The organism is Pseudomonas sp. HLMP, assembly GCF_046365545.1.
Classification (GTDB): Bacteria; Pseudomonadota; Gammaproteobacteria; order Pseudomonadales; family Pseudomonadaceae; genus Aquipseudomonas; species Aquipseudomonas guariconensis_B.
This window is the reverse complement of sequence record NZ_JBDLLR010000001.1, coordinates 3486526-3513294: the sequence shown is the minus strand read 5'-3', so window position 1 is coordinate 3513294 and position 26769 is coordinate 3486526. Positions and strand designations below refer to the sequence as shown.

At 65.4% G+C, this 26769-nt stretch carries 18 protein-coding genes and 4 pseudogenes; 7 read left to right on the top strand and 15 right to left on the bottom strand.

Annotated features, from left to right (window positions below; genetic code table 11):
* Positions 1–457: pseudogene (locus tag ABFA30_RS16290) on the bottom strand (CbbBc protein); the annotation flags it as partial.
* A pseudogene (locus ABFA30_RS16285) lies at positions 442–930 on the bottom strand (carbon starvation CstA family protein); the annotation flags it as partial. The pseudogenes ABFA30_RS16285 and ABFA30_RS16290, both read right to left, overlap by 16 nt.
* Positions 931–1231: 301 nt before the next feature.
* Between ABFA30_RS16285 and ABFA30_RS16280 the strand changes: the two are divergent.
* On the top strand, positions 1232–1549 hold the full coding sequence (locus ABFA30_RS16280) for a hypothetical protein (protein ID WP_225790778.1): 318 nt from the start codon (positions 1232–1234) through the stop codon (positions 1547–1549).
* 25 nt (positions 1550–1574) lie between these two features.
* Complete coding sequence (locus ABFA30_RS16275) at positions 1575–2747, top strand: hypothetical protein (RefSeq protein WP_253102300.1); 1173 nt, start codon at positions 1575–1577, stop codon at positions 2745–2747.
* 61 nt (positions 2748–2808) lie between these two features.
* On the opposite strand, the gene ABFA30_RS16270 is transcribed toward ABFA30_RS16275, so the two are convergent.
* The 4 genes from ABFA30_RS16270 to ABFA30_RS16255 form a co-directional block, all read right to left on the bottom strand.
* Entirely contained in the window at positions 2809–3138 is a 330-nt protein-coding gene (locus ABFA30_RS16270) for a YegP family protein (protein WP_253102302.1), read from the bottom strand.
* Positions 3139–3267: 129 nt separating this feature from the next.
* The gene (locus ABFA30_RS16265) at positions 3268–4614 is read right to left on the bottom strand and encodes an OprD family porin (protein ID WP_253102304.1); all 1347 of its coding nucleotides are present in this window, start codon (positions 4612–4614) and stop codon (positions 3268–3270) included.
* A 97-nt stretch (positions 4615–4711) separates the two neighbouring features.
* Positions 4712–6028, bottom strand: a complete 1317-nt coding sequence (locus ABFA30_RS16260) for an MFS transporter (protein WP_225790782.1) — start codon at positions 6026–6028, stop codon at positions 4712–4714.
* A gap of 25 nt (positions 6029–6053) precedes the next feature.
* A complete protein-coding gene (locus ABFA30_RS16255) occupies positions 6054–7229 on the bottom strand; it encodes a M20 aminoacylase family protein (protein WP_253102308.1) in 1176 nt (391 codons plus the stop codon).
* 146 nt (positions 7230–7375) lie between these two features.
* Here ABFA30_RS16255 and ABFA30_RS16250 point away from each other — a divergent pair, with 146 nt between their 5' ends.
* Positions 7376–8326: a LysR family transcriptional regulator gene (locus tag ABFA30_RS16250; RefSeq protein ID WP_225790784.1), complete on the top strand. Its 951-nt coding sequence runs from the start codon at positions 7376–7378 to the stop codon at positions 8324–8326.
* Between the two features lie 144 nt (positions 8327–8470).
* On the opposite strand, the gene ABFA30_RS16245 is transcribed toward ABFA30_RS16250, so the two are convergent.
* Complete coding sequence (locus ABFA30_RS16245) at positions 8471–9364, bottom strand: dihydrodipicolinate synthase family protein (protein WP_410045674.1); 894 nt, start codon at positions 9362–9364, stop codon at positions 8471–8473.
* Positions 9365–9707: 343 nt separating this feature from the next.
* A pseudogene (locus ABFA30_RS16240) lies at positions 9708–9958 on the bottom strand (LysR family transcriptional regulator); the annotation flags it as partial.
* Positions 9959–10184: 226 nt separating this feature from the next.
* Here ABFA30_RS16240 and ABFA30_RS16235 point away from each other — a divergent pair.
* The 4 genes and pseudogenes from ABFA30_RS16235 (at position 10185) to ABFA30_RS16220 (ending at position 13767) form a co-directional block, all read left to right on the top strand.
* Positions 10185–11414, top strand: coding sequence for an aromatic ring-hydroxylating oxygenase subunit alpha (locus ABFA30_RS16235; RefSeq protein ID WP_225790786.1), 1230 nt, complete (start codon positions 10185–10187; stop codon positions 11412–11414).
* Between the two features lie 102 nt (positions 11415–11516).
* Complete coding sequence (gene dddP, locus ABFA30_RS16230) at positions 11517–12860, top strand: dimethylsulfonioproprionate lyase DddP (RefSeq protein ID WP_225790787.1); 1344 nt, start codon at positions 11517–11519, stop codon at positions 12858–12860.
* A 101-nt stretch (positions 12861–12961) separates the two neighbouring features.
* A pseudogene (locus ABFA30_RS16225) lies at positions 12962–13108 on the top strand (helix-turn-helix domain-containing protein); the annotation flags it as partial.
* 89 nt (positions 13109–13197) lie between these two features.
* Entirely contained in the window at positions 13198–13767 is a 570-nt protein-coding gene (locus tag ABFA30_RS16220; protein ID WP_225790788.1) for an SPOR domain-containing protein, read from the top strand.
* Positions 13768–13824: 57 nt separating this feature from the next.
* On the opposite strand, the gene ABFA30_RS16215 is transcribed toward ABFA30_RS16220, so the two are convergent.
* The 7 genes from ABFA30_RS16215 to ABFA30_RS16185 form a co-directional block, all read right to left on the bottom strand.
* On the bottom strand, positions 13825–14604 hold the full coding sequence (locus tag ABFA30_RS16215; protein ID WP_253102311.1) for a peptidylprolyl isomerase: 780 nt from the start codon (positions 14602–14604) through the stop codon (positions 13825–13827).
* A gap of 12 nt (positions 14605–14616) precedes the next feature.
* On the bottom strand, positions 14617–15300 hold the full coding sequence (gene narI, locus ABFA30_RS16210; RefSeq protein WP_225790790.1) for a respiratory nitrate reductase subunit gamma: 684 nt from the start codon (positions 15298–15300) through the stop codon (positions 14617–14619).
* Between the two features lie 14 nt (positions 15301–15314).
* Positions 15315–16082, bottom strand: coding sequence for a nitrate reductase molybdenum cofactor assembly chaperone (gene narJ, locus ABFA30_RS16205; protein WP_410045673.1), 768 nt, complete (start codon positions 16080–16082; stop codon positions 15315–15317).
* Positions 16075–17631: a nitrate reductase subunit beta gene (narH, locus tag ABFA30_RS16200; RefSeq protein ID WP_253080050.1), complete on the bottom strand. Its 1557-nt coding sequence runs from the start codon at positions 17629–17631 to the stop codon at positions 16075–16077. The genes narJ and narH overlap by 8 nt, the downstream gene beginning before the upstream one ends.
* Entirely contained in the window at positions 17628–21392 is a 3765-nt protein-coding gene (locus ABFA30_RS16195) for a nitrate reductase subunit alpha (RefSeq protein WP_253080051.1), read from the bottom strand. Before ABFA30_RS16195 ends, narH begins: the two co-directional genes overlap by 4 nt.
* A gap of 27 nt (positions 21393–21419) precedes the next feature.
* Positions 21420–24068: a nitrate/nitrite transporter gene (locus ABFA30_RS16190; RefSeq protein WP_225790794.1), complete on the bottom strand. Its 2649-nt coding sequence runs from the start codon at positions 24066–24068 to the stop codon at positions 21420–21422.
* 243 nt (positions 24069–24311) lie between these two features.
* Positions 24312–26483 carry a TonB-dependent siderophore receptor gene (locus ABFA30_RS16185; RefSeq protein WP_253080053.1) on the bottom strand — a complete coding sequence of 724 codons (2172 nt, stop codon included), beginning with the start codon at positions 26481–26483 and terminating at the stop codon, positions 24312–24314.
* Between the last annotated feature and the right edge of the window lie 286 nt (positions 26484–26769).

Genomic DNA, 26769 nt, shown 5'->3' with positions numbered 1-26769 from the left:
TGGCCTGGGCCTCGCGCTCCCACTGCAGGAGGTACTTGGCGATACCGCGCATCACCGCCATGTCGCCGCCCAGGGCCGGACGGAAGTAGGCGGTGTTGGTCGGCTCGGCGCCGTTGCTGAGCATCTCGAACGGGTGCTGCGGGTGCTGGAAGCGCTCCAGGCCGCGCTCCTTGAGTGGGTTGAAGCACACCACCTGGGCACCTCGCTTGACCGCCTCGCGCAGCGGTTCGAGCATGCGTGGATGATTGGTGCCGGGGTTCTGGCCGATCACGAAGATCGCGTCAGCCAGTTCCAGGTCATGGAACACCACGGTGCCCTTGCCGACCCCGAGGGTGCTGTTCATGCCCACGCCACTGGCCTCGTGGCACATGTTCGAGCAGTCGGGGAAGTTATTGGTGCCGTAGGCACGGACGAACAGCTGGTAGAGGAACGCCGCCTCGTTGCGATGGTGCCCGGAATCCGGCCCATTTCCTCGCGGACCATGTCGCCCAGCGAACGGCCGTTGCGGCGGGTGGACAGGAACAGGACCATGAAGTCCTGCACGGCACCAGCCAGCACCACGCCGGCGATCAGCCAGAGCGTGCCAGGCAGGTAGCCCATCTGCGCGGCGAGCACCGGGCCGACCAGGGGGCCGGCGCCGGCGATGGCGGCGAAGTGGTGGCCGAAGAGGATGTGCTTGTTGGTCGGGACGTAGTCCAGGCCATCGTTGTTGAGTACGGCGGGGGTTGCACGTGTAGGGTCGAGCTGCATCACCTTGGTGGCGATGAACAGGCTGTAGTAGCGGTAGGCGACCAGGTAGATGGCCACGGCGGCGGTTACGATCCACAAGGCATTGATGGCTTCGCCCCTGCGCAAGGCCAGGGTGCCGAGCGCGAATGCGCCAAGCAGGGCAACGGCGAACCAGGCAATTCGGGTAGCCAGATTGGTCATCGAGTTTTCTCCTGCCACGGGTGGGTTACCTGCGGCGGTCTTTGTTGTTGTTTGGGCCCGGGTAGGGCGCTGCACACTGTCCGCGCACTGGGCTTGGGAGAAAATTCGCAGTAATACGCGGGAAGACTACGTAGTACTACGTAGTGCGGTGCTGTCTGCACAGTTGGATGTGTCGCCCATACTGGGGCGCGCAGCGGCCCTAGGCCCTCACAGCACACAAGCCCATCGAGACAGCTACACTGAACCGAGCATCGTTCGCCAGGAATGCCAGAGCAGTTCTCACCCAACAAGAGTGATTCGCATGGCCAGGAAAATTCGATTATTGGTTAATGAAGAGCCGCCCAGAACGAAGAGCGCCTTACCTGTGCCCGGGTTCGATGCGCTGGGTCAGCGGGTCGTGGAACTTGGCAGTGACGTGCTCAAGAAAAGCATCGACGGGACGCTGCAGGGTATTTTCGAACTGCTGTCCGAGGTCACGGACGAAAGCGCAACGCATGTGGTTACCGAGATTTCATTCAGCCTGGCCTTCGATGCGTCAGGCGAAGTTTCAGTCGTCTCCCTGGCAAAGGGCTCGCTCAAGGGCAGCACGGGGCTGGAGTTCACGATAAGGAAGAAATGAATGCCATTCGATCGCAGGTGCAGACATGACGACCGACACGCAAGAGGCACTTGCTTATCTCGAACAACTCCAGCGGCATACGTATGAACACCTGGGCATCGAGCCAGACTGGGCGACAGCCGACTACCTCGAATTCCAGGAAGCATTCATCCGCAGGTACTACGAGTCCCAGGTTCGCCATCGAGGAACGCCGTTCGAGGTGTTCCGGGAAATGGCGCTGCAAGAACTGCGCGGTGGCCCCGACACCGCGATCAGCACCTATCAGGACCCCGCGTGGTATTCGCTCTTGGTCAGGATGACCAAGGAAATAGAGGAGGTGCTGAGCGGGCAGAACATGAAGCTGGATCCTGCGCCCCTGTTCGGAACGCTCCCCACAGGGCGAGTCAATGGCATGGCGCTCAAGGCACCCGGGCTCGACCACGTCATCATCCTCATCGAAGACGGGCTCTTTGGTTTCGCCAACCTCGCGGCCAAGGCGGTTTCCAGAACATTCCCGTTCAAAGGCGACAGCGAGGGGCGCCTGATGTTTTCTGTCGACCCGGCAGACTGGCAACAGGAACTGGCAGCCAGGCCGGAACTTCCCGAGAAGTTCCTGGAGGTGCTGCTGGCGTACATCGTGGGCGGGCACCCGCACCTGGCCACGTCTTACTTGCCAGAGCCCAATTACGATGGGATTGCCAGCGCATTGCGCGATGCCCTCGAGTTGTTCGTCCTGGGGCATGAGTACGGGCATCTGGTCAGCGGGCACTTGAATGTCGATGAGACGAAGCGGGCCGTCATCGCCGGTGAAGATATCGACGAAATAACCACGAACTGGAACGAAGAGTTCGAGGCGGATGTCCGTGGGCTCGAATTCATGCTCGCCGTCATGGGGAAAAGAGGGTTCGATCTTTCATTGAGTTTCTGGGGCGCTGAGTTTTTCTTCGGTTGCATCGAAATCGTCGAGCGGGCAGTCAGTGTCATCAGGACGGGCGAGGCCGACATACCGCTGTCTACCACCCATCCGCCCACCGAAATGCGGCGGCAGATGTTGCATCTTGTCCTCGAACGCTCCGTGCCCGAGGACAGTGTCATTGGCCCCCTGCAACTCGCCGGCCTGGTGAGCTCCGTTCTCGAGCAACTGTGGCGCTTCTGTGAACCTGTGCTCCTCGATGCTCACCGCAAGGGTGTCGTGCTTGCGCCTGCCTGGAGGCAATGATGTTTTCTGCAGCAACAGTGCCGATTGCCGGGCAGCGCTGTAGGGCTGCCCGGCGGAGCGGTCAGGTGTTGTCCTTCACCGTGGTCGTGGCCCCGTTGGTTTTGACGGAGGCGATGCCGTTATCCCGGGCCGACGTGCTGGAGTACATTTCACTGCGCCCGATGACCTGGCCGTTTGCCGCGGTCAAGGTGAAATAGGGCGAACCGTCGGCTGCCGTCTTGCGTTGATACCTGGCATCGTTCGACGAATTCTGGCGGACCGAAGCGATGCCGTCCTGTGCGCTGGCTTTGGTGGTATAGCGTTCGCTGGTGAGAATGATTTCGTTGTTCCCGGCTTTCAGGTTGAACATGTACTGATCGCCGCTGCGTTTCAATTCGTAGTAACCGCCCATGAAAATCTCCGGTATTGACGTCGTCTGAGAACTGGCCGACACCTGCGCTGCGCAAGTATCCGCGCTGCTTTAGCGTAGTGCATATCCTGGGTGTTTTCGTTTTTCTCCAAAGAGTTGGCACCGCCCGTTCTACAGGCTCAGCGGATATTCGACGATCAGCCGCACTTCATTGATGTCCGGCAGGTCGGCCTGGGCCTGTCGGTTGCCACGGTAGCTGGCCACGCGGGTGCGCAGGGAGAGGTCGCGGGCCGGTCCTGCCTGCACCACGTAGCGCACCTCCATGTCCAGTTCGTGCCATTTCGCGCCGTCATACTGGCCATAGGTGGACAATGCCCCGCCCGCATAGCGCTGGCCGGGGCGCCAGTGCCGGTCGCTGGCGCCGGAGCCGGTGACGTAGCGGGTCATGAAGCTCAGGCCAGGGACGCCATAGCCGGCCAGGTTGAGGTCGTAGCGTGCCTGGCGGGATTTCATGCCGGGGGCGTTGAAGTCCGATAGCTGCACCGAGTTGGCCAGGTCGATGGACAGGCCACCGACATAGTCGAACGGTGTATCGCCGTCGATCTGCTGGTAGGCCAGGGTGATGCGGTGCGGACCGTGGCGCCAGGCTCCGGCCAGGCTCCAGCTGGTGTTGGCGACGGGGCCGGACAGTTCCCGCCCGGTGGCGTCGCTGCGGTACAGCTGCAGATCGAGGTTCAGGCCGCTGGACGGCGTGAACGGCAGGTCCTGGTTGAGGTTCAGGTAGTACTGCAGCCAGTTGTCCTCGGCGCGGGCATGGAACAGTTTCGCGCGCAGGGTATCGCTGAACGAATAGCTGGCCCCGAGAAAATCCAGGCTGCGTACCGCCACGTCGGAATAGCGGGTGCGCAGGCTATCGTCGTCATTGCTGGAGGCGAAGCCGTGGTAGGCGGTGAAGTGGCCTGCCTCGACCAGCAGGCCGGGCAGGGTGTCGTTGCGCAGGTACAGGCCGGTGGCCAGTTCGGGTAGCAGGCGGCTGTCGGCGGTGGTGAACACCGGCGTCGAGGTGCGCATTTCGCCCCATTTCAGTTCGTTGCCGCGCCAGCGCGCCTTGAGCGCGGCACCGGCATGGCTGTAGTCGTCCGCCACTTCGGCGTCGCGCTGGCGGTCATGGCGCACCGGCAGCAGCAGGGTGCCGGTGCGCCCCGCGCCGCTGTCGAGCTTGAGGCCGAGGTGGGCATGGGCATCGAGCCCCAGGCCCAGGGTGCCCTGGGTGAACCCGGAGTCGAGGCCAAGCATCAGGCCATGGGCCCATTCCTCGCGGTAACCCTTGCGTTCGCCCGCAGGCCGGGCGGCATTGTCGCCCTGGCCGTTGCTGGCGCCGTTGCGCAGGTCGCGGTTGAAGTAGAAGTTGCGGTTGCGCAACTCCAGTTGGCTGTCTTCGACAAGGCCGTGGGGAGCGGCCAGCACATCGGAGGCCAGCAGGGCACTGCAGAGCAGCGTGGCAGGGCGATGGAGCATGAGGTTTCACCTGTTGTTCTTGTTTTCGGCGCATCCGGGTGCCGTAGGCGGGAGGCCCAGGGCAGTGAAGGGGAGGGCTCGTCCGTGAGCCGAGGGGTCAGTCGAGGTCCTTGCCAGCGGTTTCCGGCACCAGCTTCAGGCCCACCAGCGACAGCAGGATCGCCGCGATGATGTAGAACGCCGGTGCATTGCTGTTGCCGGTGAGGCTGACCAGGCCAGCGGCGAAGAACTGGGCGAAACCGCCGAACAGGGCCACGCCGATGCAATAGGCCAAAGACATGCCGCTGGCACGGATGTGGGTGGGAAACAGCTCCGGCAGGATCGCCAGGTTGGGCACGATGGTGTAGGTCAGCGGGATGCTCAGCAGGGTCACCACGCCGAGCAGCACGCCCAGGTTGGGGTGCTGGTTGAGCAGCAGGAAGGCCGGGTAGATCGCCAGCAGCAGGATCGGCAAGGGCCAGAAGATCGCCTTGCGCCGGCCGATGCGGTCGCTCAGTCGACCGGCATGGGCCGAGAGCAGCAGGGGCGGCAGGCAGGCGACGATCGCCGCCCAGGTGCCGCTGGCCAGGGGCATGCCGAGTACGCCGATGGCATGGTTGGCCAGGTAGAACTGGATGGTGTAGATCGGCACGGTGGCGCCGATCACCAGCAGCACGCCCGCCAGCATCTGCCGTGGGTGCTGCAGCAGCACGGCCAGTTGCCTGCCCTGGGACACCGCCGCGCCGCTGCGCACGATCTGGCGGTGGGCCTGGGTTTCTTCCAGGCGATGGCGGATGTACTCGCTGACCGGGATGGCCAGGATGCCCAGGGCGAAGATCAGGCGCCAGCCCCAGCTGTCCATGGCCTCGGGGCTGAGCAGGGTGCTCAATAGGGTGACCATCAGCCCGCCCAGGCAGATGCCCAGGCTCTGGCTGAAGGTCTGCCAGCTGCAGTAGTAGCCGCGCGAATGCTTGTCGGCATACTCCATGAGCATGGTGGTCGAGGTGCCGATCTGCCCGCCCACTGCGAAGCCCTGCAAGAGCCGCGCGACGATCACCACCGCTGGGCCGAGCAGGCCGGCCTGGGCATAGGTGGGCGCGACGGTGAACAGCAGCGAGCCGATCGCCATCAGCCACAGGGTCAGGCGCATGGCCGCCTTGCGCCCGGCACGGTCGGCGTACAGGCCGATTACCAAGCCGCCCAGGGGGCGCATGACGAAGCCGGTGCCGAACACCGCCAGCGACAGCATCAGCGGAATCAACGGATGGTCGCTGAAGGGAAAGAACAGCCGTGCCATGAGCGTGGCCAGCAGGCTGTAGACCAGAAAATCGTAGAACTCCAGGGCATTGCCCACGCAGATCGCGGCGATCGCCCGGCGCTTGCTGGGTGGCCGGCTGTGGGTGTCGATGGCGAAGTCTGTTGTTTTTGTTGTCATCGTCTGTGCTCTCTTGCGATGGCCGTCAGGCCAGGAAACGTTGCGCCAGCCGCACCCAGAAGGTGGCGCCCAGGGGCAGTGCCAGGTCGTTGAAGTCGTAGCCAGGGTTGTGGACCTCGCAGGTGCCGCTGCCGTGGCCATTGCCGATCAGCAGGTAGCAACCGGGGACCTGCTCCAGCCAGAAGGCGAAGTCGTCGCTGGCGCAGATCGGCTGCTGCCGTGGCGCCAGGCCCTCGTCGCCGAGCCAGTCGCGTATCACCTGTTCGGCCAGTTGGCTGGCCTCTGGGTCGTTGACCAGCACCGGGTAGCCTTCGCCGAAGCTCACGTCGGCCGTGGCGCCATAGCCCTGGGCGTGCAGCTCGGCGAGGGTGGCGATCCGCTGGCGCAGCAGGTGGCGGACCTCGGGGTCGAGCGTGCGCACGCTCAGGCGCAGTTCGGCCCGGTCGGGAATGACGTTGGCGGCATCGCCGGCGAGCAAGGCGCCCACGGTGATGATCGCGGTCTCGCTCGGCGGCACGTTGCGCGACACGATGGTCTGCAACGCCAGGACCAGCGAAGCGCCGACCACCACCGGGTCGACTGTCTTGTCGGGCATCGCGCCGTGGCCGCCCTGGCCGTGGATGACGATGGTCACGCTGTCGGTAGAGGCCATGCGCGGCCCGGCGAGCACGCCGAACTGGCCGACCGGCATGCCGGGGGAGTTGTGCAGGGCGAACAGGGCGTCGCAGGGGAAGCGTTCGAACACGCCTTCGTCGAGCATGCGCTTGGCGCCGGAGCCGCCGTGGCCTTCCTCGGCGGGCTGGAAGAACAGGTGCAGGGTGCCGCGCCAGTGGCGCTCGCGGGCCAGTTCGCAAGCTGCCGCCAGGAGCATGGCGGTGTGCCCGTCATGGCCGCAGGCGTGCATCTTGCCCGGTACCGTGCTGGCCCAGGGTCGGCCGCTCTGTTCGTCGATCGGCAGGGCATCGAGCTCGGCGCGCAGGCCCAGCGTGAGGCCTGCGCCATTGCGCAGGGTGCCGACCACGGCGGTGCCGGCCAGGCCCTGGTGGACCTCGTAGCCCCACTGCTGCAGGTGGTCGATCACCCGCGCACGGGTGGCGAACTCTTCGAAGCCCAGTTCGGGCTGGCGGTGGATGGCCCGGCGCAGCTCGACCATGGCCGGGGTGATGGCGGCGATGCCGGGGGCGATGCAGGTGTTATGCATATTGTTCTTTCCTGGTCAGCGAGGCGACACTGCAGGGCCCGTTGGCGGCCCTGGCCTCGTGCTTTAACCTAGCGCCCCCGCCGGCCGGGCATAAGCCGCAAAAATGTTGTCATGACGACCCTTGGTGTTCAGGCAGGAGACTCTTCGTGAAGCTGCACCAGCTACAGGCCCTGATCGCCGTGGCCGACCACGGTGGCATCCGTTCCGCCGCCCGGGCCCTGGCGTTGTCCCAGGCGGCGATCACCCGTGCCTTGCGTGAATTGGAGCAAGAGCAGGGGCTGGCGTTACTGGCCCGGCATGCCGGCGGCGCGCGCCTGACCACGGCGGGCCTGACCCTGCTGCCGCATGCCCGGCAGATCGCCAGCCAGTTGGAAAAGGCCCAGCGCGACCTGGCCAGTCTGCGGGGGGAAACGCCGAGCCGCTTGTGCGTGGGGATCACGCCCTGGTTCGGGCAGACCCTGCTGGGCGCGGCACTGCAAGCCTTTCGCCAGGCGATGCCGGCGGTGCAACTGGAGCTCTACGAAGGCCTGCAGGCGGTCAGCCTGTCGCTGTTGCGCAGCGGCCAGATGCAGTTCGCCCTGGGCCCGGCCGGGGGGCTGCCGGCCCAGGAGTTCAGCCACCAGGTGTTGGCGCACTACCCCATGCAGGTGCTGGCACGCATCGGCCACCCGTTGCAGGAGGCGCGCTCGCTCGGCCAGTTGCTGGAGCACGACTGGGTCATGAACTTCACCCAGACAGGCCAGCACTCGCTGATGCAGCAGTTGTTCGGCCGCCATGGCCTGGACCTCGAGCCGGGGCGCATCGTCTGCGCCCAGTCCAGCGCCATGCTCAGCAGCCTGATCATCGATGCCGGCATGCTCGGCTATTCGCCCGCGCCGATGCTGCTGTGCGAGCCACTGCGCGACAAGGCACGCGCCCTGGCGCTGGACGAGCCGTTGGAGGAGGGGGATATCAGCGTGATTCAGCTGCGCGACCAGGTGCTGGACCCGGCCGCGCGCTGTTTCGTGCGCTGCCTGCAGCAAGCGCTGAAGGCCTGCTGCCGGTCACGCAGCGCGGATGACCGACGCTTGGCGGACATGCTCAGGTTGTGCTTCTGAGCACGCCCGGGCGTCATTGATGGCGACGTCGGCCGTGACGGCGCTGTCGAGGGACGGCCTGGGCGTGCGCGGTGGCAGTAGGCCCACCCAGCCGGACAGGCTGGCGTGCTTGGGAAACTTCTTGGCCACGTACATGTCGAGGTGTCAGGCCAGGCCGGCTTCGCGCGAGGCCAGCGGGTCCAGGGCGGCCTTGAGCACCTCGAGCTTTTCCGCCGACAGACGAGCCAGCGGGCGGCGTGGGTTGCCGGCGCCATAGCCACTCAGTTGCGCGCCTGCGTAGACCGACTGCACGTAGTCGCCTTGCCAGATCAACGACATGACCGGCTCCAGTTCGCGCCAGATCTCGCGGGCACGCTCCCACTGGCGCTCCATGGCCGCATTGACGAAGGCGACGCAGGTGCGTGGCGCCATGTTGGCGCCGCCCCAGATCAGGCCCGCGGCGCCAGCATACAGGGCATAGGGCGCCAGCGGATCGGCGCCGTTCATGGTGGGCAGGTCCGTGCGGATCAGCGAGGCCTGGGCAGCGAGGTCGCCGCTGCTGTCCTTGACCGACACGAAGTTGGGGATTTCGCTGAGCTTGCCAAACAATGCCGGAGTCACTTCCACGCCTACGGCCTGGGGCACGTTGTAGCCGATGACCGGCAGGCCCGCCTGGCAGACCGTGGTGTAGAAGTCGACGATGCCCTGGTCGTCGGTCGGGCCTTCGAAGAACGGCGGCAGCACCATGACCCCGTCGGCCCCGCAATCGGCGGCATGCCGGGTGCGTTCCAGCACGTCCTCGACCAGCAGCGCGGAGGTCTGGGCGATCACCCGGGCACGGCCAGCGATGGCCTTGGCGCCGAAGGCGACCAACTCCTTGGATTCTTCCTTGCTCAGGTAGACGTGCATGCCAGTGCCGGAACTGAGCACGAAGCCATGCACGCCAGCGGCGATATAACCCTCGATCAGGGTTTCGAAGCGGGCATAGTCGATATTGCCTTGGGTATCGAAGGGCGTAGTGATGGCCAGGTTGATACCGGAAAACGGGAATGCGGACATATGGAATAACCTCTTCTTGTTTTGGCTGTATATTTTTGGGGCGCGCTTCTTTTGTGAGTGAAAAATCAGTCGGTATGACGTTGTTCTTCACGCAACATGAATGTTTTCACGGCGTCCGCTGAAAGAGAACTTTTGCAGGGCGATTGATATCCGGATGGACGAATGAATTATTCATTTATTCAGACCTCCCACATTCAGGCCACCTTCACCTCGAAGCGCTGCACAGCATCAAGGTGAAGGTTAGTGTTGCGCAAGAGTGGAATACAGCGACATTTACACGGAGCATCTGATGATCTGAGGTTATCCATCCAGGTCTTCGGGGGATGACCACTCGAACGCGATGGTTCAGGTCTATTTCTGGATAGGTGTCGAAAAAGGCGGGCAACCTGGTGCTGAGCCAGAAGTTGGCGAAGGCCGGCGAGCAGCACGGCGTCACCCGTTGCTTGCTGATGGCCGCGCCTGGGTGGGGCACAGTGCTTGCGCCGCGCGGGTGAAGTTCTGGTAGCGGGCCGCCGCGACGAAGGCCTTGACGGCGCGCAGGGACGGCATCTTCATCAATGTGTGATCGGGTTCGGTGTGGCTTGACCATAACATCAGGTAATCAATAGACCGTATAAAAAGTCGATTCTTGAGACTGAGAACCTCGCCCTAGACTGTTTGTCAAGCAGCAGCGATGACCGCTCGATTATTTCAATCGGCAGACTATCCGAGTCGATTGAAACATTGAGGACTTAATCGTACAGGTTGTATCGGGCTGATGAGCCCTGACGCATACGGCATGCCGCGGCCCTCCTGCACTTACTTGGGAGCATCCATAATAATGTACAAAAGTACCGATGTATTGGACCTGATAAAACAACGCAAGCCGCAGCATGGGCTGCCGGGTATCGCGTACAGGGACCCGGAAGTCTATCGCCAGGACCTCGAACAGATCTGGCACCGCGAATGGATCTTCGCCGGGCATACGTTCGAGATCGAAAAGCCCGGCCAATATATAACGTTGCAGATTGGCGACTATCCGGTAGCCGTGGTGCGCGGTGGCGATGGCCAGGTCCGTGCCTTCCACAATGCCTGCCGTCATCGCGGCTCCAAGGTCTGCACCGAGGCCAAGGGCAAGGTGGCCAAGCTGGTCTGCCCTTATCACAAGTGGACCTTCGAACTGGATGGTCGCTTGCTGTTCGCCGGTAACATGGGCCCGGACTTCAATACCGCCGACCACGGCCTGCTGCCCGCCCACTGCGAGGTGGTCCACAGCTACATCTACGTTTGCGTAGCCAAGGTGGCGCCGGACTTCGAGAAGTTCCGCAGCGCGGTCTCGCCGTTCATCGGCCCCCATTACCTGGAAGACTGCAAGGTCGCCTTCGAGTCCAACCTGGTCGAGCAGGGCAACTGGAAGCTGGTCTTCGAGAACAACCGCGAGTGCTACCACTGCGACGGCACGCACCCGGAGCTGCTCAACTCCTTCGTCGAGAACGTCTCGGTGCAGGGGATCGGCGGCGAGGAAGACCCGGAGCTGGCCACCCACTGGAACACCTGCGAGGCCGGTGGCCTGGCCAGCCGGCTGGTCATGGACCCAGGCGGCCAGTACCGCATGACCCGCATCCCGCTCAACAATGGCGCCAGCAGCTACACCATGGACGGCAAGCCAGCGGTGTCCCGTCGCCTGGACCGCAGCGGCGTGGGCAATATCGGTGCCTTGCTCTATTTCAACTACCCCTCGACCTGGAACCACTTCCTTGGCGACCACGCCTTGAGTTTCCGTGTGCTGCCGATGGGGCCGGGGGAGACCGTGGTGACCACCAAGTGGCTGGTTCCCAAGGATGCCCAGGAAGGCGTGGACTACGACCTCGAGCGCCTGACCAAGGTGTGGATGGCGACCAACGACCAGGACCGCCGCCTGGTGGAGGGCACCCAGGTCGGCGTGACCTCGCCGGCCTACGCGCCAGGGCCGTATTCGGGCCTGGTGGAAAATGGCGTGTGCCAGTTCGTCGACTGGTATTGCGAGCTGATGATCCGCCGTCTGGGCGAGGCCTCGGCGCGGATCGCCTGAGTCACGCAAGAGGCATTTGGGTGGGGTGGCCGGTGGGGCAGGGGCCTTCACCGGCCCTCTGCCGTGATCGGTATTCAAGAACAACAACACAGGAACGCCGTGATGACATCGCCATTCTCGATCCCCAGCCATGCCCGACGTATCGACCCCTCCCGGCAACGCGCCGCTGCGCTCAAGGCAGACGGCTCGGTCGACGACAACGACCGCGTCGAGATCGGCCCGACGCCCCTGGCCTTTGCCGAGTGGCAGCGCCTCGGGCTGCAGGCGCCGCACCTGCCGAGCATGCGCGAGTACCGCCTGCGGCGCATCTGCGAACAGCTGGTAGCCCGTGACCTGGGCGGTATCTTGCTGTTCGACCCGCTGAACATCCGCTACGCCACCGACACCACCAACATGCAGCTGTGGACCACCCACAACCCGGCTCGTGCCTGTTTCGTCGCCGCCAGTGGCCATGTGGTGCTGTGGGACTTTCACGGTTGCGACCACCTGTCTGCGCACTTGCCGCTGATCAGTGAGCTGCGTAGCGGGGCGTCGTTCTTCTACTTCGAGTCCGGTGACCGTACCGACGAGCATGCGCGCCATTTCTGCGCGCAGGTGGATGAGCTGTTACGCACCCATGCAGGCAACAACCGCCGCCTGGCGGTCGACCGCATCGAGGTGGCCGGGTTGCGCGCCCTCGATGCCCTGGGCGTGGAGGTGCACAACGGCCAGGAGGTGACCGAGTTCGCCCGCATGGTCAAGGGGCCGGACGAGATCCTCGCCATGCGCTGCGCCGTCGCCTCCTGCGAAGCGGCGGTGGCCGAGATGCACCAGGCCATGCGTGCCGGAATGACCGAGAACGACGTCTGGGCGGTACTGCACGCTGGCAACATCCGCCGTGGCGGCGAGTGGATCGAGACGCGCATCCTCAGTTCCGGTCCTCGCACCAACCCGTGGTACCAGGAGTCCGGCCCGAGGGTCCTGAGTGATGGCGACCTGTTGTCATTCGACACCGACTTGATCGGGGTCTACGGCTTCTGCGTGGACATGTCGCGCAGCTGGATCTGTGGTGGCGGGGAGCCGACCGCGGAGCAGAAGCGCCTGTACCGCATTGCCCATGAGCACATCACCACCAACATCGAGCTGGTCAGGCCCGGTGTGCGCTTCACCGAGCTGACCGCCAAGGGCCACCGCCTGCCCGAGAGCTGCCGCGCCCAGCGCTATGGCGTGATGTTCCACGGGGTGGGGCTGTGCGACGAATACCCCAGCATCCGCTACCCGGAGGATTTGCAGTCCCATGGCTATGAAGGCGAGCTGCAGGCTGGCATGGCGCTTTGCGTGGAGGCTTATGTGGGGGAGGTCGGGGGGCGTGACGGGATCAAACTGGAGAACCAGCTGCTGGTGACGGAGAACGGGTATGAGCTGTTGACCCACTATCCGTTCGAGGAGCGCTTTCTGCGGGACTAGGGGGGCGGTTTTTTTCAGCGGCGAGCAGCAAGCTTCAAGCTGCAAGTAGACGCGGTGTAGCGAATGTGGCTGCCTGCGCGCGCCCCGGGCCGGTACCGGCCGAGGCCCGTCGCCTGCTGCAGAACTCCGGCCTGTCGGTGGTGGATGTCGCGCTCGCTTGCGGTTTCGTGTCGAGCAGCCATTTCAGCCGATGCTACAGCGCCTTCTTCGGCCACCCGCCTTCGCGGGAGGTCCGCTGTGAGATCTGATCCCGGCAACGCTGGCGGGTGGCTACGTCCCAGCGATCTGCTGCTTGCATCATGCTAGAATCCGCCCCTTCGAATCAGGAGGTAGACGCGTGCGCAAACTGGCAGTGGTAATGGCAGTGCTGGCCCTGGCCGGCTGTGAGAACGAGGTCGAGGGCGTGCACAAGCAGGTGGCCGAACACCTGCACAACCCCAAGACGGCCAAGTTCGCCAACGTGCGGATCGACACCCAGGGCTCCATCTGCGGCCAGGTCCGTGGCAAGGACGATGCCGGCCAGTACGAGCCGTACCGCAGCTACGTGGCGATCAAGCACGATGGCCAGTACGAGGTGCTCGTCGATGAAACCGGCAACAACCTGCGCATCCGTGAAATCTGCGGTGGCGCCGACCTGCAGCGTCGCGCCGATGCCCTGGCCGACCAGCCGGCGCCCCAAGGCTGGGATGTGGAAGTGATCCAGGGCCCGAACATGGGGGCCCTGAGCGACATGACGGCGCGCCTGATCGAGAAGGGGATCCCGTCCTCGGTGGAGTACCGCGACGGCAAGCCGGTGGTGCTGATGGGGCCGTTCCCCACCAAGGCCGAGGCCGAGGCCCGCAAGGCCGATGTCATGGGGCGCCTGGGGACCGATTCGATCGTCATCCAGCATGGGGCCGAGCGCTGAGACGGCGGCTGGCCGGTCGATAAGCGCTGCCTGGTAATCCTGGGGCCGAATGGACAGCTACCCACCGTCCTCCTCCAGGCTGAACCCCTCGACCCCGAACTCACTCTCCAGTGCCAGGAGGTACTGGCGCAGGGCATGCCGGGTGGACGCTTCGCGCAGGCTGTGGCGCACCCGCTCGGCGACCTGGGCATAGGGCAGGGGGCGGCGCTCGACACGCTCGTCGATGCACACCAGGTGCCAGCCATAGCGCGAGGCCAGCGGCCGGTCGTGCAGGCCCGGCGGCAGGCGCAGCAGCGCCTGGTCCAGCTCGGCGACGGTCTGCCCGGCGGTCAGCCAGCCAAGCTCGCCACCCTGGTCCCTGGACGGGCAGGCGGAATGCCGCAGCGCCAGTTCCGTGAAGCGCTCGGGATGTTGCACCAGCTCCCCCAGCAACCGTTCGGCGAGCCGGTACTGCCCATCGCGCGCCCGTGCATCCTCCGGCGCCGCGGGCAACAGGATGTGCCGCACCCGCAGCCGCGCCGGTGCGCAGAAGCGCTCGCGGTGGCTGTCGAAGTAGCGCCGGCAAGCGTCCTCGTCGGCCTGCGGCACCTGCAGCTCACGCTCCAGCAAGCTGGCCACGGCCTCGTCGCCCGGCGCCAGGCCAAGCATGGCCGCGCGCTGGGCCAGCAGCTCGCGCACCACCAGAGCCCGTGCCGCGCAGCGCTGCGCCTCGGCCAGCGATGGCGCGGGGTGGAAGGGGGTTTCCCGGGCGATATCGGCCTCGCTGAGCCGTGTGTCGCCCACCCGGATCACCGGCGTCGGGCTGTCCGGCAGGTTCTCGACGGCGATCATCTCCATGCTTGTTGCTCCTCAGCCGCGTCGGCGGACGATCTGGTAGCTGCGCCCGAAATAGCCCAGCGGAATGCTCCACACGTGCACCAGGCGGGTGAAGGGGAATAGCAGGATGATGGTCAGGCCGAGGAAGATGTGCAGCTTGAAGATCAGCGGCGTGCCGACCAGGAAGCTTGCCGCGTCGCCGCGCAGGAAGACGATCGCCTGGGCCCAGTTGGCCAACGCCACCATCATGCCGCCATCCAGGTGGTGCAGGGAGAAGACGATGGTCACCAGGCCCAGGATCGCCTGCAGCAGGAGCAGGGCGATGATCAGGTTGTCCATCAGGCTGGAGGAGGCGCGTACCCGCGGGTTGAACAACCGACGCCAGAGCAGCATGGCGCCGCCGATGACGCACAGCACCCCGGCGATGCCGCCGAAGACGATGGCCATCAGTTGCTTGTGCCCGGCGGAGAGGAAGGGCGCGTAGACCCAGTGCGGCGTCAGCAGGCCGACCAGGTGGCCGAAGAAGATCGCCAGGATGCCGATGTGGAACAGGTTGCTGGCCAGGCGCATGTGCTTGCTCGAAAGCATCTGGCTGGAACCGGTCTTCCACGTGTACTGGCCATGGTCGTAGCGCAGCAGGCTGCCGAGCAAGAACACGGTACCGGCCAGGTAGGGGTAGAAGCCGTAGATCAGGTGGAGCAGGTAGCCCTCATGCATGATGCACCTCCTTTTCAGCGCCGGTCCGCGGCGGCGGACGGCATGACCTGGATGACCTGGGGGATCGCCTCGTGCTTGCGCTCGGCCAGGCGCCGGCCTGTGGCGGACTGCAGGCTGCAGTCCTGGTCGGACTGGGCCTCGAAGCGCACCGCTTCTTCTTCCCACACCGCGTCCAGCGCCTGGGGCGTGTTGTCCGGTGGCTCGACGCTGGCAGCCGGGCGTTGGGCATCGATGCTGTCGCTGGCGCCGATCAACGCGAGCAGGGCGCGAGGCACCAGGGCGTAGCGGCTGCCGCGCTCTTCCAGGCGTGCGCCGAGCATGGCGAGGATCGGTTGGATCTCGCCCAGCCACTGGCCGATTTCGTCGTGGGGCCGGGTGGAGAGGTACTCGAGGAACAACGGCAGGTGGTCTGGCAGCTCCCGGGCGTCGAGGGTGAACCCTGCGGCCTCGTACTCGGCCAGCAGGTCGACCATGGCCTGGCCTCGATCGCGGGACTCGCCGTGCACGTGCTCGAACAGCAGCAGCGAGGTGGCGCGACCACGGTCGAACAGCTCGACGTAGGCTTCCTCCAGGTCCAGCAAGTCGCCCTGGGCCAGTGCCTGGCACCACTGCGCCAGCTGGGCGCGCAGCGGTGCGGGCAGGCGCTGCTCGGCATCGAGGATGGCGATCGCCTCGGTACTGGCGGCCTGCAGTTCGCGGCTGGGGTAGTCGAGCAGCCGTGCCAGCACGCGCAGGCTGAGCAGGCCCACCTGTGGCGCCTGGCTGGCGTGATAGTCACCCATGGCGGCTGTCCTCCACCGGGTCGAACGTCTGCACCGGCTTGACCAGCGTGGTGGTCTGCTTGCGCCCGCCGAACAGGCTCACCTCGTTGCGCCCACCGTTGCAGCCGTCGCCGAAGGAGAAGCCGCAACCGCTGCGTTCGGCGAACACGTCGGGGATCTGTTCGCGGTGGCCGGTGGGGATGACGAAGCGGTCCTCGTAGTTGGCGATCGCCAGGTAGCGGTACATGTCCTCGCACTGGGCCTGGGTCAGGCCGACTTCGGCGAGCACGGCATCGTCGTCGCGGCCGTCCACATGCCGGGCGCGCATGTACACCCGCATGGCCATCAGCCGCTTGAGCGCCAGCACCACCGGCGCTTCCTCGCCGGCGGTGAGCATGTTGGCCAGGTAGCGCACGGGAATACGCAGCGACTCGATCTTCGGCAGGATGCCGTCGAATGCCACATGGCCGGCCTCGGCGGCGGACTGGATCGGCGACAGCGGCGGCACGTACCAGACCATCGGCAGGGTGCGGTATTCCGGGTGCAGCGGCAGGGCCAGGCGCCAGTCGATGGCCAGCTTGTACACCGGCGAGGCCTGGGCGGCGGCGATCACGCTGTCGGGCACGCCGTCGCGACGTGCCTGGGCGATCACCTCGGGGTCGTGCGGGTCGAGGAAGATCTCGCACTGGCGATGGTACAGGTCGCGGTCATCGGGCGAGGCGGCCACTTCCTCGATGCGGTCGGCGTCGTACAGCAATACCCCAAGGTAGCGGATGCGCCCCACGCAGGTCTCGGAGCAGACGGTGGGCTGGCCGGTCTCGATGCGTGGGTAGCAGAAGATGCACTTCTCGGACTTGCCGCTCTTCCAGTTGTAGTAGATCTTCTTGTACGGACAGCCGCTGACGCACATGCGCCAGCCACGGCACTTGTCCTGGTCGATCAGGACGATGCCGTCCTCCTCGCGCTTGTAGATCGCCCCGCTGGGGCAGGCGGCCACGCAGGCTGGGTTCAGGCAGTGCTCGCACAGGCGCGGCAGGTACATCATGAAGGTGTTTTCGAACTGGCCGTAGATGTCGGCCTGGACCTGGTCGAAGTTCACGTCCTTGCGCCGCTTGGCGAACTCGCTGCCCAGCAGTTCCTCCCAGTTCGGGCCCCATTCGATCTTCTTCATGCGCTGGCCGGAAATCAGCGAGCGCGGCCGCGCGGTGGGTTGGTGATCGCCCTCCTTGGCGCTGTGCAGGTGCTGGTAGTCGAAGGTGAATGGCTCGTAGTAGTCGTCGATCTCCGGCAGGTCGGGGTTGGCGAAGATGTTCGCCAGCACCCGCCACTTGCCGCCGATGCGTGGGTTGATCGAGCCGTCGGCGTTGCGCACCCAGCCGCCGTTCCACTTCTTCTGGTTCTCCCACTCCTTGGGGTAGCCGATGCCGGGCTTGGTCTCGACGTTGTTGTACCAGGCGTACTCGATGCCTTCGCGGCTGGTCCAGACGTTCTTGCAGGTCACCGAGCAGGTGTGGCAACCGATGCACTTGTCGAGGTTCAGGACCATGCCGACCTGGGAACGGATCTTCATTTCACGGCCTCCTGCTGGTAGTCGTTGCCTTCGTCGTCGAGCCAGTCGATGTTGCGCATCTTGCGGGCGATGACGAACTCGTCGCGGTTCGAACCCACCGTGCCGTAGTAGTTGAAACCGTAGGACAGCTGGGCGTAGCCACCGATCATGTGGGTCGGCTTGGGGCATACCCGGGTCACCGAGTTGTGGATGCCACCGCGGGTGCCGGTGAGTTCGGAGCCGGGCATGTTGAGGATGCGTTCCTGGGCGTGGTACATCATCGCCATGCCCGGGCGTACCCGCTGGCTGACCACGGCACGGGCGGCGATGGCGCCGTTGGCGTTGTACAGCTCGATCCAGTCGTTGTCGGCGACGCCGATGGCGCGCGCGTCATCCTCGCTGATCCAGACGATCGGCCCGCCCCGGGACAGGGTCTGCATCAACAGGTTGTCGCTGTAGGTGGAGTGGATGCCCCACTTCTGGTGCGGGGTGAGCCAGTTCAGGGCGATTTCCGGGTTGCCGTTGCTGCGCGGCGCGGCCACGCTGGCGGCGGCCTTGGTGTCGATCGGTGGGCGATAGACCATCAGGCTCTCGCCGAAGGCGCGCATCCACGGGTGATCCTGGTAGAACTGCTGGCGGCCGGTGAGGGTGCGCCAGGGGATCAGTTCGTGGACGTTGGTGTAGCAGGCGTTGTAGCTCACGTGTTCGTCCTCCAGGCCCGACCAGGTGGGGCTGGAGATGATCTTGCGCGGTTGCGCCACCAGGTCGCGGAAGCGGATCTTCTCTTCCTCCTTGCGCCTGGCCAGGTGGCTGTGGTCGCGACCGGTGACCTTCGACAGCGCTTCCCAGGCCTTGACCGCCACCTGGCCGTTGGTCTCCGGCGCCAGGGTGAGGATCATCTCGGCGGCGTCCAGCGCCGAGGCCAGGCAGGGCCGGCCGGCCGCGGCGCCGGTCTGCTTGCGGTAGTTGAGCTGGCCGAGCAGCTCGACTTCCTCGCGCGTCTGCCAGGCGATGCCCTTGCCGCCGTTGCCGATGTCGTCCAGCAGCGGGCCGATCGAGCTGAAGCGCTCATAGGTCTCGGGGTAGTTACGGTGGACCTCGATCAGCGATGGCATGGTCTTGCCGGGGATCGGCTCGCATTCGCCTTTCTTCCAGTCGCGCACCTCGGGCTGGGCCAGCTCGCCGGGGCTGTCGTGCTGCAGGGGCAGGGTGACCAGGTCGGTCTCCTCGCCCAGGTGGCCGACGCACACGCGGGCGAAGGCCTGGGCGATGCCGTCGTAGATCTGCCAGTCGCTGCGCGCTTCCCAGGCAGGGTCGGTGGCGGCGGTGAGCGGGTGGATGAACGGGTGCATGTCGGAGGTGTTGAGGTCGTCCTTTTCGTACCAGGTGGCGGTGGGCAGCACCACATCCGAGTACAGGCAGGTGGTGGACATGCGAAAGTCCAGGGTCACCACCAGGTCGAGCTTGCCCTCGATGGGGGTGTCGCTCCACAGCACCTCTTCGGGCTTCTGCCCGCCGGCCTCGCCCAGGTCCTTGCCGAGCACGCCGTTGCGGGTACCGAGCAGGTACTTGAGCATGTACTCGTGGCCCTTGCCCGAGGAGCCGAGCAGGTTGGAGCGCCAGACGAACAGGTTGCGCGGGTGGTTCTGCGGGTTGTCCGGGTCTTCGCTGGCAAAGCGCAGCTGGCCGCTCTTGAGCTGGGCGACGGTGTAGTCGACCGTGCTCTGCCCGTTGGCCTTCGCCGCGGCGGCCAGGCGCAGCGGGTTGGTCGCCAGTTGCGGCGCCGAAGGCAGCCAGCCCATGCGCTCGGCGCGCACGTTGAAGTCCACCAGGCTGCCGCTGAAGTCCTGCGGGCGGGCCAGGGGCGAAAGCAGCTCGCTGACCTGCAGCTTTTCGTAGCGCCACTGGCTGGAGTGGTTGTAGAAGAACGAGGTGCTGTTCATGTGCCGAGGCGGACGGTGCCAGTCCAGGGCGAAGGCCAGCGGTGTCCAGCCGGTCTGCGGGCGCAGCTTCTCCTGGCCGACGTAGTGCGACCAACCGCCGCCGCTCTTGCCCACGCAACCGCAGAGGATGAGCATGTTGATCAGCCCACGGTAGTTCATGTCCATGTGGTACCAGTGGTTCATCCCGGCACCGACGATGATCATCGAGCGGCCATGGGTCTTGTCGGCGTTTTCGGCGAACTCGCGTGCGATGCGGATCATCTGCGCCGCCGGCACGCCGGTGATCGCTTCCTGCCAGGCCGGGGTATAGGGCTTGAGCTGGTCGTACGCGGTGGCGCCGTCGTCCTCGCCGCTGCCGCCGACCGTGGCGACCAGGCCGCGGTCGATGCCGTAGTTGGCGGCGGTCAGGTCGAACACCGTGACGGCCAGTACCTCGCGGCCATCGGCCAGGCGCAGGCGCTTGGCCGGCACATGGTGGTGGATCACCTCGTGCAGCGGGACATGGGCGAAGTGCTGGCGCTCGATACCGCCGAAGTAGGGGAAGGCCACCCGCGCCACCTCGTCGTGGCGGCCGAGCAGCGACAGGCACAGCTTCACCTCGCTGCCTTGGGCCTCGACCGTCTCCAGGTTCCAGCGCCCGCTCTCGCCCCAGCGAAAACCGATGGAGCCGCGCGGCACCACCAGGCGCTCATGGGCCTCGTCCCAGGCCAGGGTCTTCCACTCGGGGTTGTTGGCCTGTTCCAGGTTGCCGGCGAAGTCGCTGGCGCGCAGTTGTTTGCCCGGCACCAGGCTGCCGTCCTCGCGCGGCTCCAGTTCGACCAGGATCGGCATGTCGGTGTAGCGGCGGATGTAGTCGGTGAAATAGGCACTGGGTTTCTCCAGGTGGAATTCCTTGAAGATCACATGGCCCATGGCGATCGCCAGGGCGGCATCGGTGCCTTGCTTGGCGCTCATCCACTCGTCGCAGAGCTTGGCGATCTCGGCGTAGTCGGGGGTGATGGCCACGGTCTTGGTGCCCTTGTAGCGCACCTCGGTGAAGAAGTGTGCGTCGGGGGTGCGGGTCTGCGGGACGTTGGAGCCCCAGGCGATGAGGTAGCCGGCGTTGTACCAGTCGGCCGACTCCGGCACGTCGGTCTGCTCGCCCCACACCTGCGGCGAGGCCGGCGGCAGGTCGCAGTACCAGTCGTAGAACGACAGGCACACCCCGCCGATCAGCGACAGGTAGCGGGTGCCGGCGGCATAGCTGACCATCGACATGGCCGGGATCGGCGAGAAGCCGGCGACCCGGTCGGGGCCGTATCGCTTGACGGTATGGACGTTGGCGGCGGCGATCAGCGTCTGCAGCTCGTCCCAGTCGCTGCGCACGAAGCCGCCACGGCCACGGATCGACTTGTAGCGCCGGGCCTTGTCGGGGTCTTCGACGATGCTGGCCCAGGCCAGCACCGGGTCGGGCTGGGCGGCCAGCGCTTCGCGCCAGAGCTGGATCAGCGCCTTGCGCACCATGGGGTACTTGAGCCGGTTGGCGCTGTACAGGTACCAGGAATAGCTGGCGCCGCGCGGGCAGCCGCGGGGTTCGTGGTTGGGCAGGTCCGGGCGGGTGCGCGGATAGTCGGTCTGCTGGGTCTCCCAGGTGACCAGGCCGTTCTTCACGTACACCTTCCAGCTGCAGGAGCCGGTGCAGTTCACCCCGTGGGTGGAGCGGGCGATCTTGTCGAACTGCCAGCGCTGGCGATAGCCGTCCTCCCAGGCGCGGCTCTCGTCGCGGATCTCGCCGTGGCCTGCGGCGAACTGCGGCGGCCGCTTGACCAGGTAGCGCAGGCGGTCGATGAAGAAACTCATGGTCTTCCTCCTTGGCGATGGGATCGGCTAGCAGCGAACCTCGGCGTTGCGACGGGTGTAGTAGAACCAGGTCAGGACGATGCACAGCAGGTAGAACAGGATGAAACCGTAGAGCGCCCATTCCGGCCCGCCACTGAGGTCGAACGAGCTGCCGAACGACTTGGGAATGAAGAAACCGCCGTAGGCCGCCACCGCCGAGATGAAGCCCACCGCGGCGGCGGACTCCTTCTCGCCGAGCAGGGCCTGCTCGGCGGTGGGCAGGTCGGGGAACAGGCGGGGCGTCTGGATGCGGAAGATCGCCGGGATCATCTGCGTGGTGCTGGCATTGCCCACGCCAGAGAAGAAGAACAGCAGCAGGAACATCGCCAGAAAGCCCCAGAAGGCTCCCGGCTGGTCCTTGCCGGCGATGAAGAACAGCACGCCGGCCACGCACGCGGCCATCGCCACGTAGACCCACAGGCTGATGCGCGCGCCGCCGAAGCGGTCGGCCAGCCCGCCGGAGAAGGCGCGTGACAGGGCGCCGATCAGCGGGCCTAGAAAGGCGAACTTGAGCACGTCCACCGCCGGGAACAGGTGCCCGGCCAGCAGCGGGAAGCCGGCCGAGAAGCCGATGAAGCTGCCGAAGGTGCCGGTGTAGAGCACGCTCATCAGCCAGGTGTGCTTGCGCTTGAAGATCGCCATCTGGTCCCTGAACGACGACTTGGCGCTGGCGATGTCGTTCATGCCGAACCAGGCGGCCAGGGCCGCGGCGATGATGAACGGCACCCAGATGAAGCCGGCGTTCTGCAACCACAAGGGCGTGCCTTGCGCAGTGACCTGCGGCTCGCCGCCCAGGCTGCCGAACACCGCGGCGGTGATCGCCAGCGGCACCAGGAACTGCATGACGCTCACGCCCAGGTTGCCCAGCCCTGCGTTCAGGCCCATGGCACCACCCTTGGCCTGGCGGGGGAAGAAGAACGAGATGTTGGCCATGCTCGAGGAAAAGTTGCCACCGCCCAGGCCACACAGCAAGGCCAGGATGAGCATCACCAGGTAGGGTGTCTGCGGGTTCTGTACCGCGAAGCCGATCCACAGTGCTGGCAGCAGCAGCGAGGCGGTGGACAGCGCCGTCCAGCGTCGCCCGCCGAAAATCGGCACCATGAAGCTGTAGAAGATGCGCAGGGTGGCGCCGGACAAGCCGGGCAGGGCGGCGAGCCAGAACAGCTGGTTGGCGCTGTAGTCGAAGCCGGCCAGCGGCAGCTTGGCCACCACCACCGACCAGACCATCCAGATGGCGAAGCCCAGCAGCAGGTTGGGGATGGAGATCCACAGGTTGCGCGTGGCGATGCGTTTGCCGGTATCGGCCCAGAAGGTCGGGTCCTCCGGGTGCCATTCGCGCAGCACGAAGCCGCTGGGCGTGGACAGCTCCGGCAGGTCGCGGCTTTCGCTGCGTTCGGCCCATTCCACCCGTTCGGCCATGCGGATCGCGTAGTGCATCCAGGCCAGGGCGGCAGCGGCGATCACGAACAGCAGCATGAAGCAGCTCTGCCAGATGCCGATCACGTCGTTGAGCATGCCGAAGGTCAATGGCAGCAGGAAACCGCCCAGGCCGCCCATCATGCCCACCAGGCCGCCGACCACGCCGACGTGCCCGGGGTAGTAGGTGGGGATGTGCTTGAACACCGCCGCCTTGCCCAGCGACATGAAGAAGCCCAGCACGATGATGATCACGGCAAAACCAGCCAGGCCCAGGTGCATGGCGAAGTCGATCTGGCCCTGCACGCCGGTGATGCTGTAGCGCGTCGGCGGGTAGCTGAGCAGGAAGGTGCACAGCGTCGACATGCCCAGGGTCCAGTACATGACCTTGCGCGCGCCATGGCGGTCCGACAGCCAGCCGCCGAGGATGCGGAACAGCGAGGCCGGCACCGTGTACAGCGCGGCGACCATGCCGGCGGCGGCCAGGCTCAGGCCGTAGACCTCCATCAGGTAGTGCGGCAGCCACAGGGCCAGGGCGACGAAGGCCCCGAAGACGAAGAAGTAGTACAGCGAGAAACGCCAGACGCGCAGCTCGGCCAGCGGCGCCAGTTGCTCGGCCAGGGGCAGCGGATGGGCCCGGCGTGAAGCGCTCTGCGGATCGCTCTTGGCCAGCAGGATGAACAGCACGCCCATGATCGCCAGTACGCTGGCGTACACCAGCGCCGCCCCGCGCCAGCCCAGGGCCAGCAGCAGGAAGGGGGCGGCGAAGTTGGTCAGGCCGGCGCCGACGTTGCCAGCGCCGAAGATCCCCAAGGCGGTGCCCTGGCGCTCGGGTTCGAACCAGGTGGCGGTGTAGGCGGTGCCGACGATGAAGGCGCCGCCGGCCAGGCCTACGCCCAGGGCCGCCAGCAACAGCAAGGCGAAGCTGGTGGCGAAGGTCAGCAGGTAGACGCACAGCGCCGACGCGAGCATGAGCAGGCCGAAGACCCAACGGCCGCCGTAGCGGTCGGTCCACAGGCCGAGGAAGATCCGCGAGATCGAGCCGGTCAGCACCGGCGTGGCCATCAGCAGGCCGAGCTGGGTGTCGCTGAGGGTGAATTCATCCTTGATCTGCAGGCCCAGGATGGAAAACAGCGTCCAGACGGCGAAGCACAGGGTGAAGGCCAGGGTAGACAGGACAAGGGCGCGGTACTGATCTTTGGCTGGGACATTCGTGGCCATGCAAGCACTTCCTCCTGGAGTGCGAAAGCGACGGATGTGCGTCAGCCAGGGGCGTACACGGGGCTGGCCGAACCAGTCGCCTGCAAACGCCACCCGCCAGCCGAATCACGGTGTGTACTGCACGTTCTCGTTATAGGTGCTGCTTATGGGGCTACAGGCTAGATGGCAATCGTTTGGAGCGCCAATTTCCCGAGCACCACGAAGGGGCGCGTCCTTGCGCGCGCTCGCATAGCGTGGGCGACCTTAGAAACTGTACTTGGCCGTCAACATCAGGTTGCGTGGGTTGCCGTAGGTGTCGCCGCCATAGTCCACGGAGTTGGAGATGGAGGAGTAGTACTTGCGGTCGAAAATGTTGTTGGCGTTGAGCTGCAGGTCCAGGTGCTGGTTGACCTGGTAGCCGGCCATCAGGTCGGTGATGGCGTAGCCGCCTTGCTCCAGTCGGTAGCTACCGCCATCGCCCAGGGCGATGTCGTTGTACATGCGGCTCTGCCAGTAGACGTTGCCACCGACGCGCAGTTTCTCCAGCGGGCCTTGGAAGCGGTAGGTGCTCGACAGCTTGAACAGGTGTTCCGGGGTGTCGGTGTCGAAGCGCTGGTTCTCGGTCTGGGGGTTGGCGTCATCCTTGATGGTGTGGACGCGGGCGTAGGTGTAGCCGGCGCCGACCTGCCAGTTTTCGGTGAGCGCACCTTGCAGCTCCATGTCGATACCCTGGCTGCGCACCTTGCCCGAGGCTTCGTAGCAGGACGCTTGCGGGCAGTTGGGCACGAAGATCTGCACGGCACGGTTTTCCTGGTCGACCCGGAACAGGGCCAGGCTCGCGTTCAGCGCACCGTCGAAGTACTCGCCCTTGATGCCGATCTCGTAGTTCTTGCCCTCGATCGGCTTGACCGGGCTGCCGGAGATGCCCTTGGAGCTCTGCGGGGTGAAGATGTCGCTGTAGCTCACGTAGACCGAGTGGTGATCGTCGAGGTCGTAGATCAGGCCGGCGTAGCGGGTGACGTTACGGGTGACCTTGTAGTCGTTGTCGCTCTCGCGGTCGTCGTAGTCGTACCAGTCCAGGCGCCCGCCGAGGATCAGCTTGAGCGGGTCGGCCAGGCTCAGGCGGGTGGTCAGGTACACGCCTTCCTGGTTGGTGACTTCCCGGCGGTTGTCGGTATGGACGAAGTTCGGCTTGGCGCCGTTGAGCGGCCAGTTCATGTCATAAGGGCTGTAGTTGCGGGTGGTCATGTCGTAGATGCGCTTGCTGGCGCCCACCACCAGTTCATGGGTGCGGCCCAGCGCTTGGAAGGGGCCGCTGGCGAAGGCGTCCAGGCCCGCCTGGTTCTCCTGGTGGCCGGCCTGGTAGACGGTCCGGGTCAGTGGGCCGAACCAGCGCGACTGGTAGGAGCCGGAGAACAGGGCGTCCTGCTCGGAGTAGTTGGCATTGACCTGCAGCTTCCAGTCGTTGGCCAGGCGCTGCTGCACTTCGGCGAAGACCGTGTTGATCTCCTGGTCCTTGTTTTCCCAGTCGGTGCCTGGGTTGTACGAGCGCGGCAGGTCCAGGTGATGCCCGTCCAGGCCGACGGGGATGGCGCCCCAGAAGAAATTGGTCTTGTCCTTCTGGTGGGAGAAACCGAGGGTCAGGGTGGTGTCCTCGCCCAGGTCGGCCTCGGTGATCGCGTAGAACAGGCCGTGATCTTCCTCCACCCCGTCGCGGAAGCTGTTGGCGTCCTGGTACGAGGCCACCACCCGGCCACGCAGGGTGCCGCTGTCGTTGAGCGGGCTGGAGGCGTCGATCTCGCCACGGTAGTTGTCCCAACTGCCGGCTGCGCCGGTCAGGGTGACCTTCTGTTCGGCCAATGGGCGCTTGCGCACCAGGTTGACCGCCGCCGACGGGTTGCCGGCACCGGTGACCAGGCCGGTGGCGCCACGGACGATCTCGACCCGGTCGAACATCGCCAGGTTCGGCTGGGCACCGACGATCCAACCCTGGTAGCCACTCGGGATGCCGTCATACATGAGGTTGTCGATGTCGAAGCCGCGGGCCGAGTACGTCTGGCGGCCCGGGCCGTTGGAGAAGTCGAGGAACAACCCAGGCGTGGCCTGGACCACGTCGTTGATGCTGGTCATGGCCTGGTCGTCCATGCGCTGGCGGGTGATCACGGTCACTGCTTGTGGGGTCTCGCGCATGCTCAGCGGCAGCTTGGTGGCGGTGGACATGGCGCCGCTGGTGTAGGAGCCCGAACCCTCGGTGATGCTGCCCAGTTGTTGGGAGTTGATCTCGGTGGCACCCAGCTCCAGGGTCACTGGCGGGGCCTGGTCCTGGGGCTCGCTGCGCTCGTCGGCCAATGCAGGGGCGAGGGTCGCCATGCAGATGGCCATGGCCAGTAGGTTGTGAGTGGGGGTGAAACAAGGTCGTGGGGTGAGACGCGACATGGCGAAGGGTTCCTGACGGAGCTTGTTGTTAATAAAGATATTTATGAGAACGATTAGTAATAAGTGTGTCAGGTTTTGTCGCGGTGAAAAAGTCAGGTGCGGTAGAAATTCAATGAAATTTTCACATTTGTCTGGGGCGCGGGGAGGGGAGCAGGTACGCGCCAGGGGGCATCTGCCTCGATGCCAGCCAGGCGCCAGAGTGGAGGCATTCAGAAAAATGCGCTAACAATCTAGTGGGTTGACTTCGCTTGTGAGGCTGATGCCAGACACAGGGGGCGGCGCGTGA

Excerpts from the sequence above, each read along its gene's own strand:
- ABFA30_RS16235 (WP_225790786.1), top strand. The coding sequence starts at position 10,185 with ATGTACAAAAGTACCGATGTATTGGACCTGATAAAACAACGCAAGCCG.
- ABFA30_RS16280 (WP_225790778.1), top strand. The coding sequence starts at position 1,232 with ATGGCCAGGAAAATTCGATTATTGGTTAATGAAGAGCCGCCCAGAACG.
- ABFA30_RS16265 (WP_253102304.1), bottom strand. The coding sequence starts at position 4,614 with ATGCTCCATCGCCCTGCCACGCTGCTCTGCAGTGCCCTGCTGGCCTCC.
- ABFA30_RS16275 (WP_253102300.1), top strand. The coding sequence starts at position 1,575 with ATGACGACCGACACGCAAGAGGCACTTGCTTATCTCGAACAACTCCAG.
- narI (WP_225790790.1), bottom strand. The coding sequence starts at position 15,300 with ATGCATGAGGGCTACCTGCTCCACCTGATCTACGGCTTCTACCCCTAC.
- ABFA30_RS16190 (WP_225790794.1), bottom strand. The coding sequence starts at position 24,068 with ATGGCCACGAATGTCCCAGCCAAAGATCAGTACCGCGCCCTTGTCCTG.
- dddP (WP_225790787.1), top strand. The coding sequence starts at position 11,517 with ATGACATCGCCATTCTCGATCCCCAGCCATGCCCGACGTATCGACCCC.
- narH (WP_253080050.1), bottom strand. The coding sequence starts at position 17,631 with ATGAAGATCCGTTCCCAGGTCGGCATGGTCCTGAACCTCGACAAGTGC.
- ABFA30_RS16195 (WP_253080051.1), bottom strand. The coding sequence starts at position 21,392 with ATGAGTTTCTTCATCGACCGCCTGCGCTACCTGGTCAAGCGGCCGCCG.
- narJ (WP_410045673.1), bottom strand. The coding sequence starts at position 16,082 with ATGGGTGACTATCACGCCAGCCAGGCGCCACAGGTGGGCCTGCTCAGC.
- ABFA30_RS16215 (WP_253102311.1), bottom strand. The coding sequence starts at position 14,604 with ATGGAGATGATCGCCGTCGAGAACCTGCCGGACAGCCCGACGCCGGTG.
- ABFA30_RS16260 (WP_225790782.1), bottom strand. The coding sequence starts at position 6,028 with ATGACAACAAAAACAACAGACTTCGCCATCGACACCCACAGCCGGCCA.
- ABFA30_RS16185 (WP_253080053.1), bottom strand. The coding sequence starts at position 26,483 with ATGTCGCGTCTCACCCCACGACCTTGTTTCACCCCCACTCACAACCTA.
- ABFA30_RS16245 (WP_410045674.1), bottom strand. The coding sequence starts at position 9,364 with ATGTCCGCATTCCCGTTTTCCGGTATCAACCTGGCCATCACTACGCCC.
- ABFA30_RS16270 (WP_253102302.1), bottom strand. The coding sequence starts at position 3,138 with ATGGGCGGTTACTACGAATTGAAACGCAGCGGCGATCAGTACATGTTC.
- ABFA30_RS16255 (WP_253102308.1), bottom strand. The coding sequence starts at position 7,229 with ATGCATAACACCTGCATCGCCCCCGGCATCGCCGCCATCACCCCGGCC.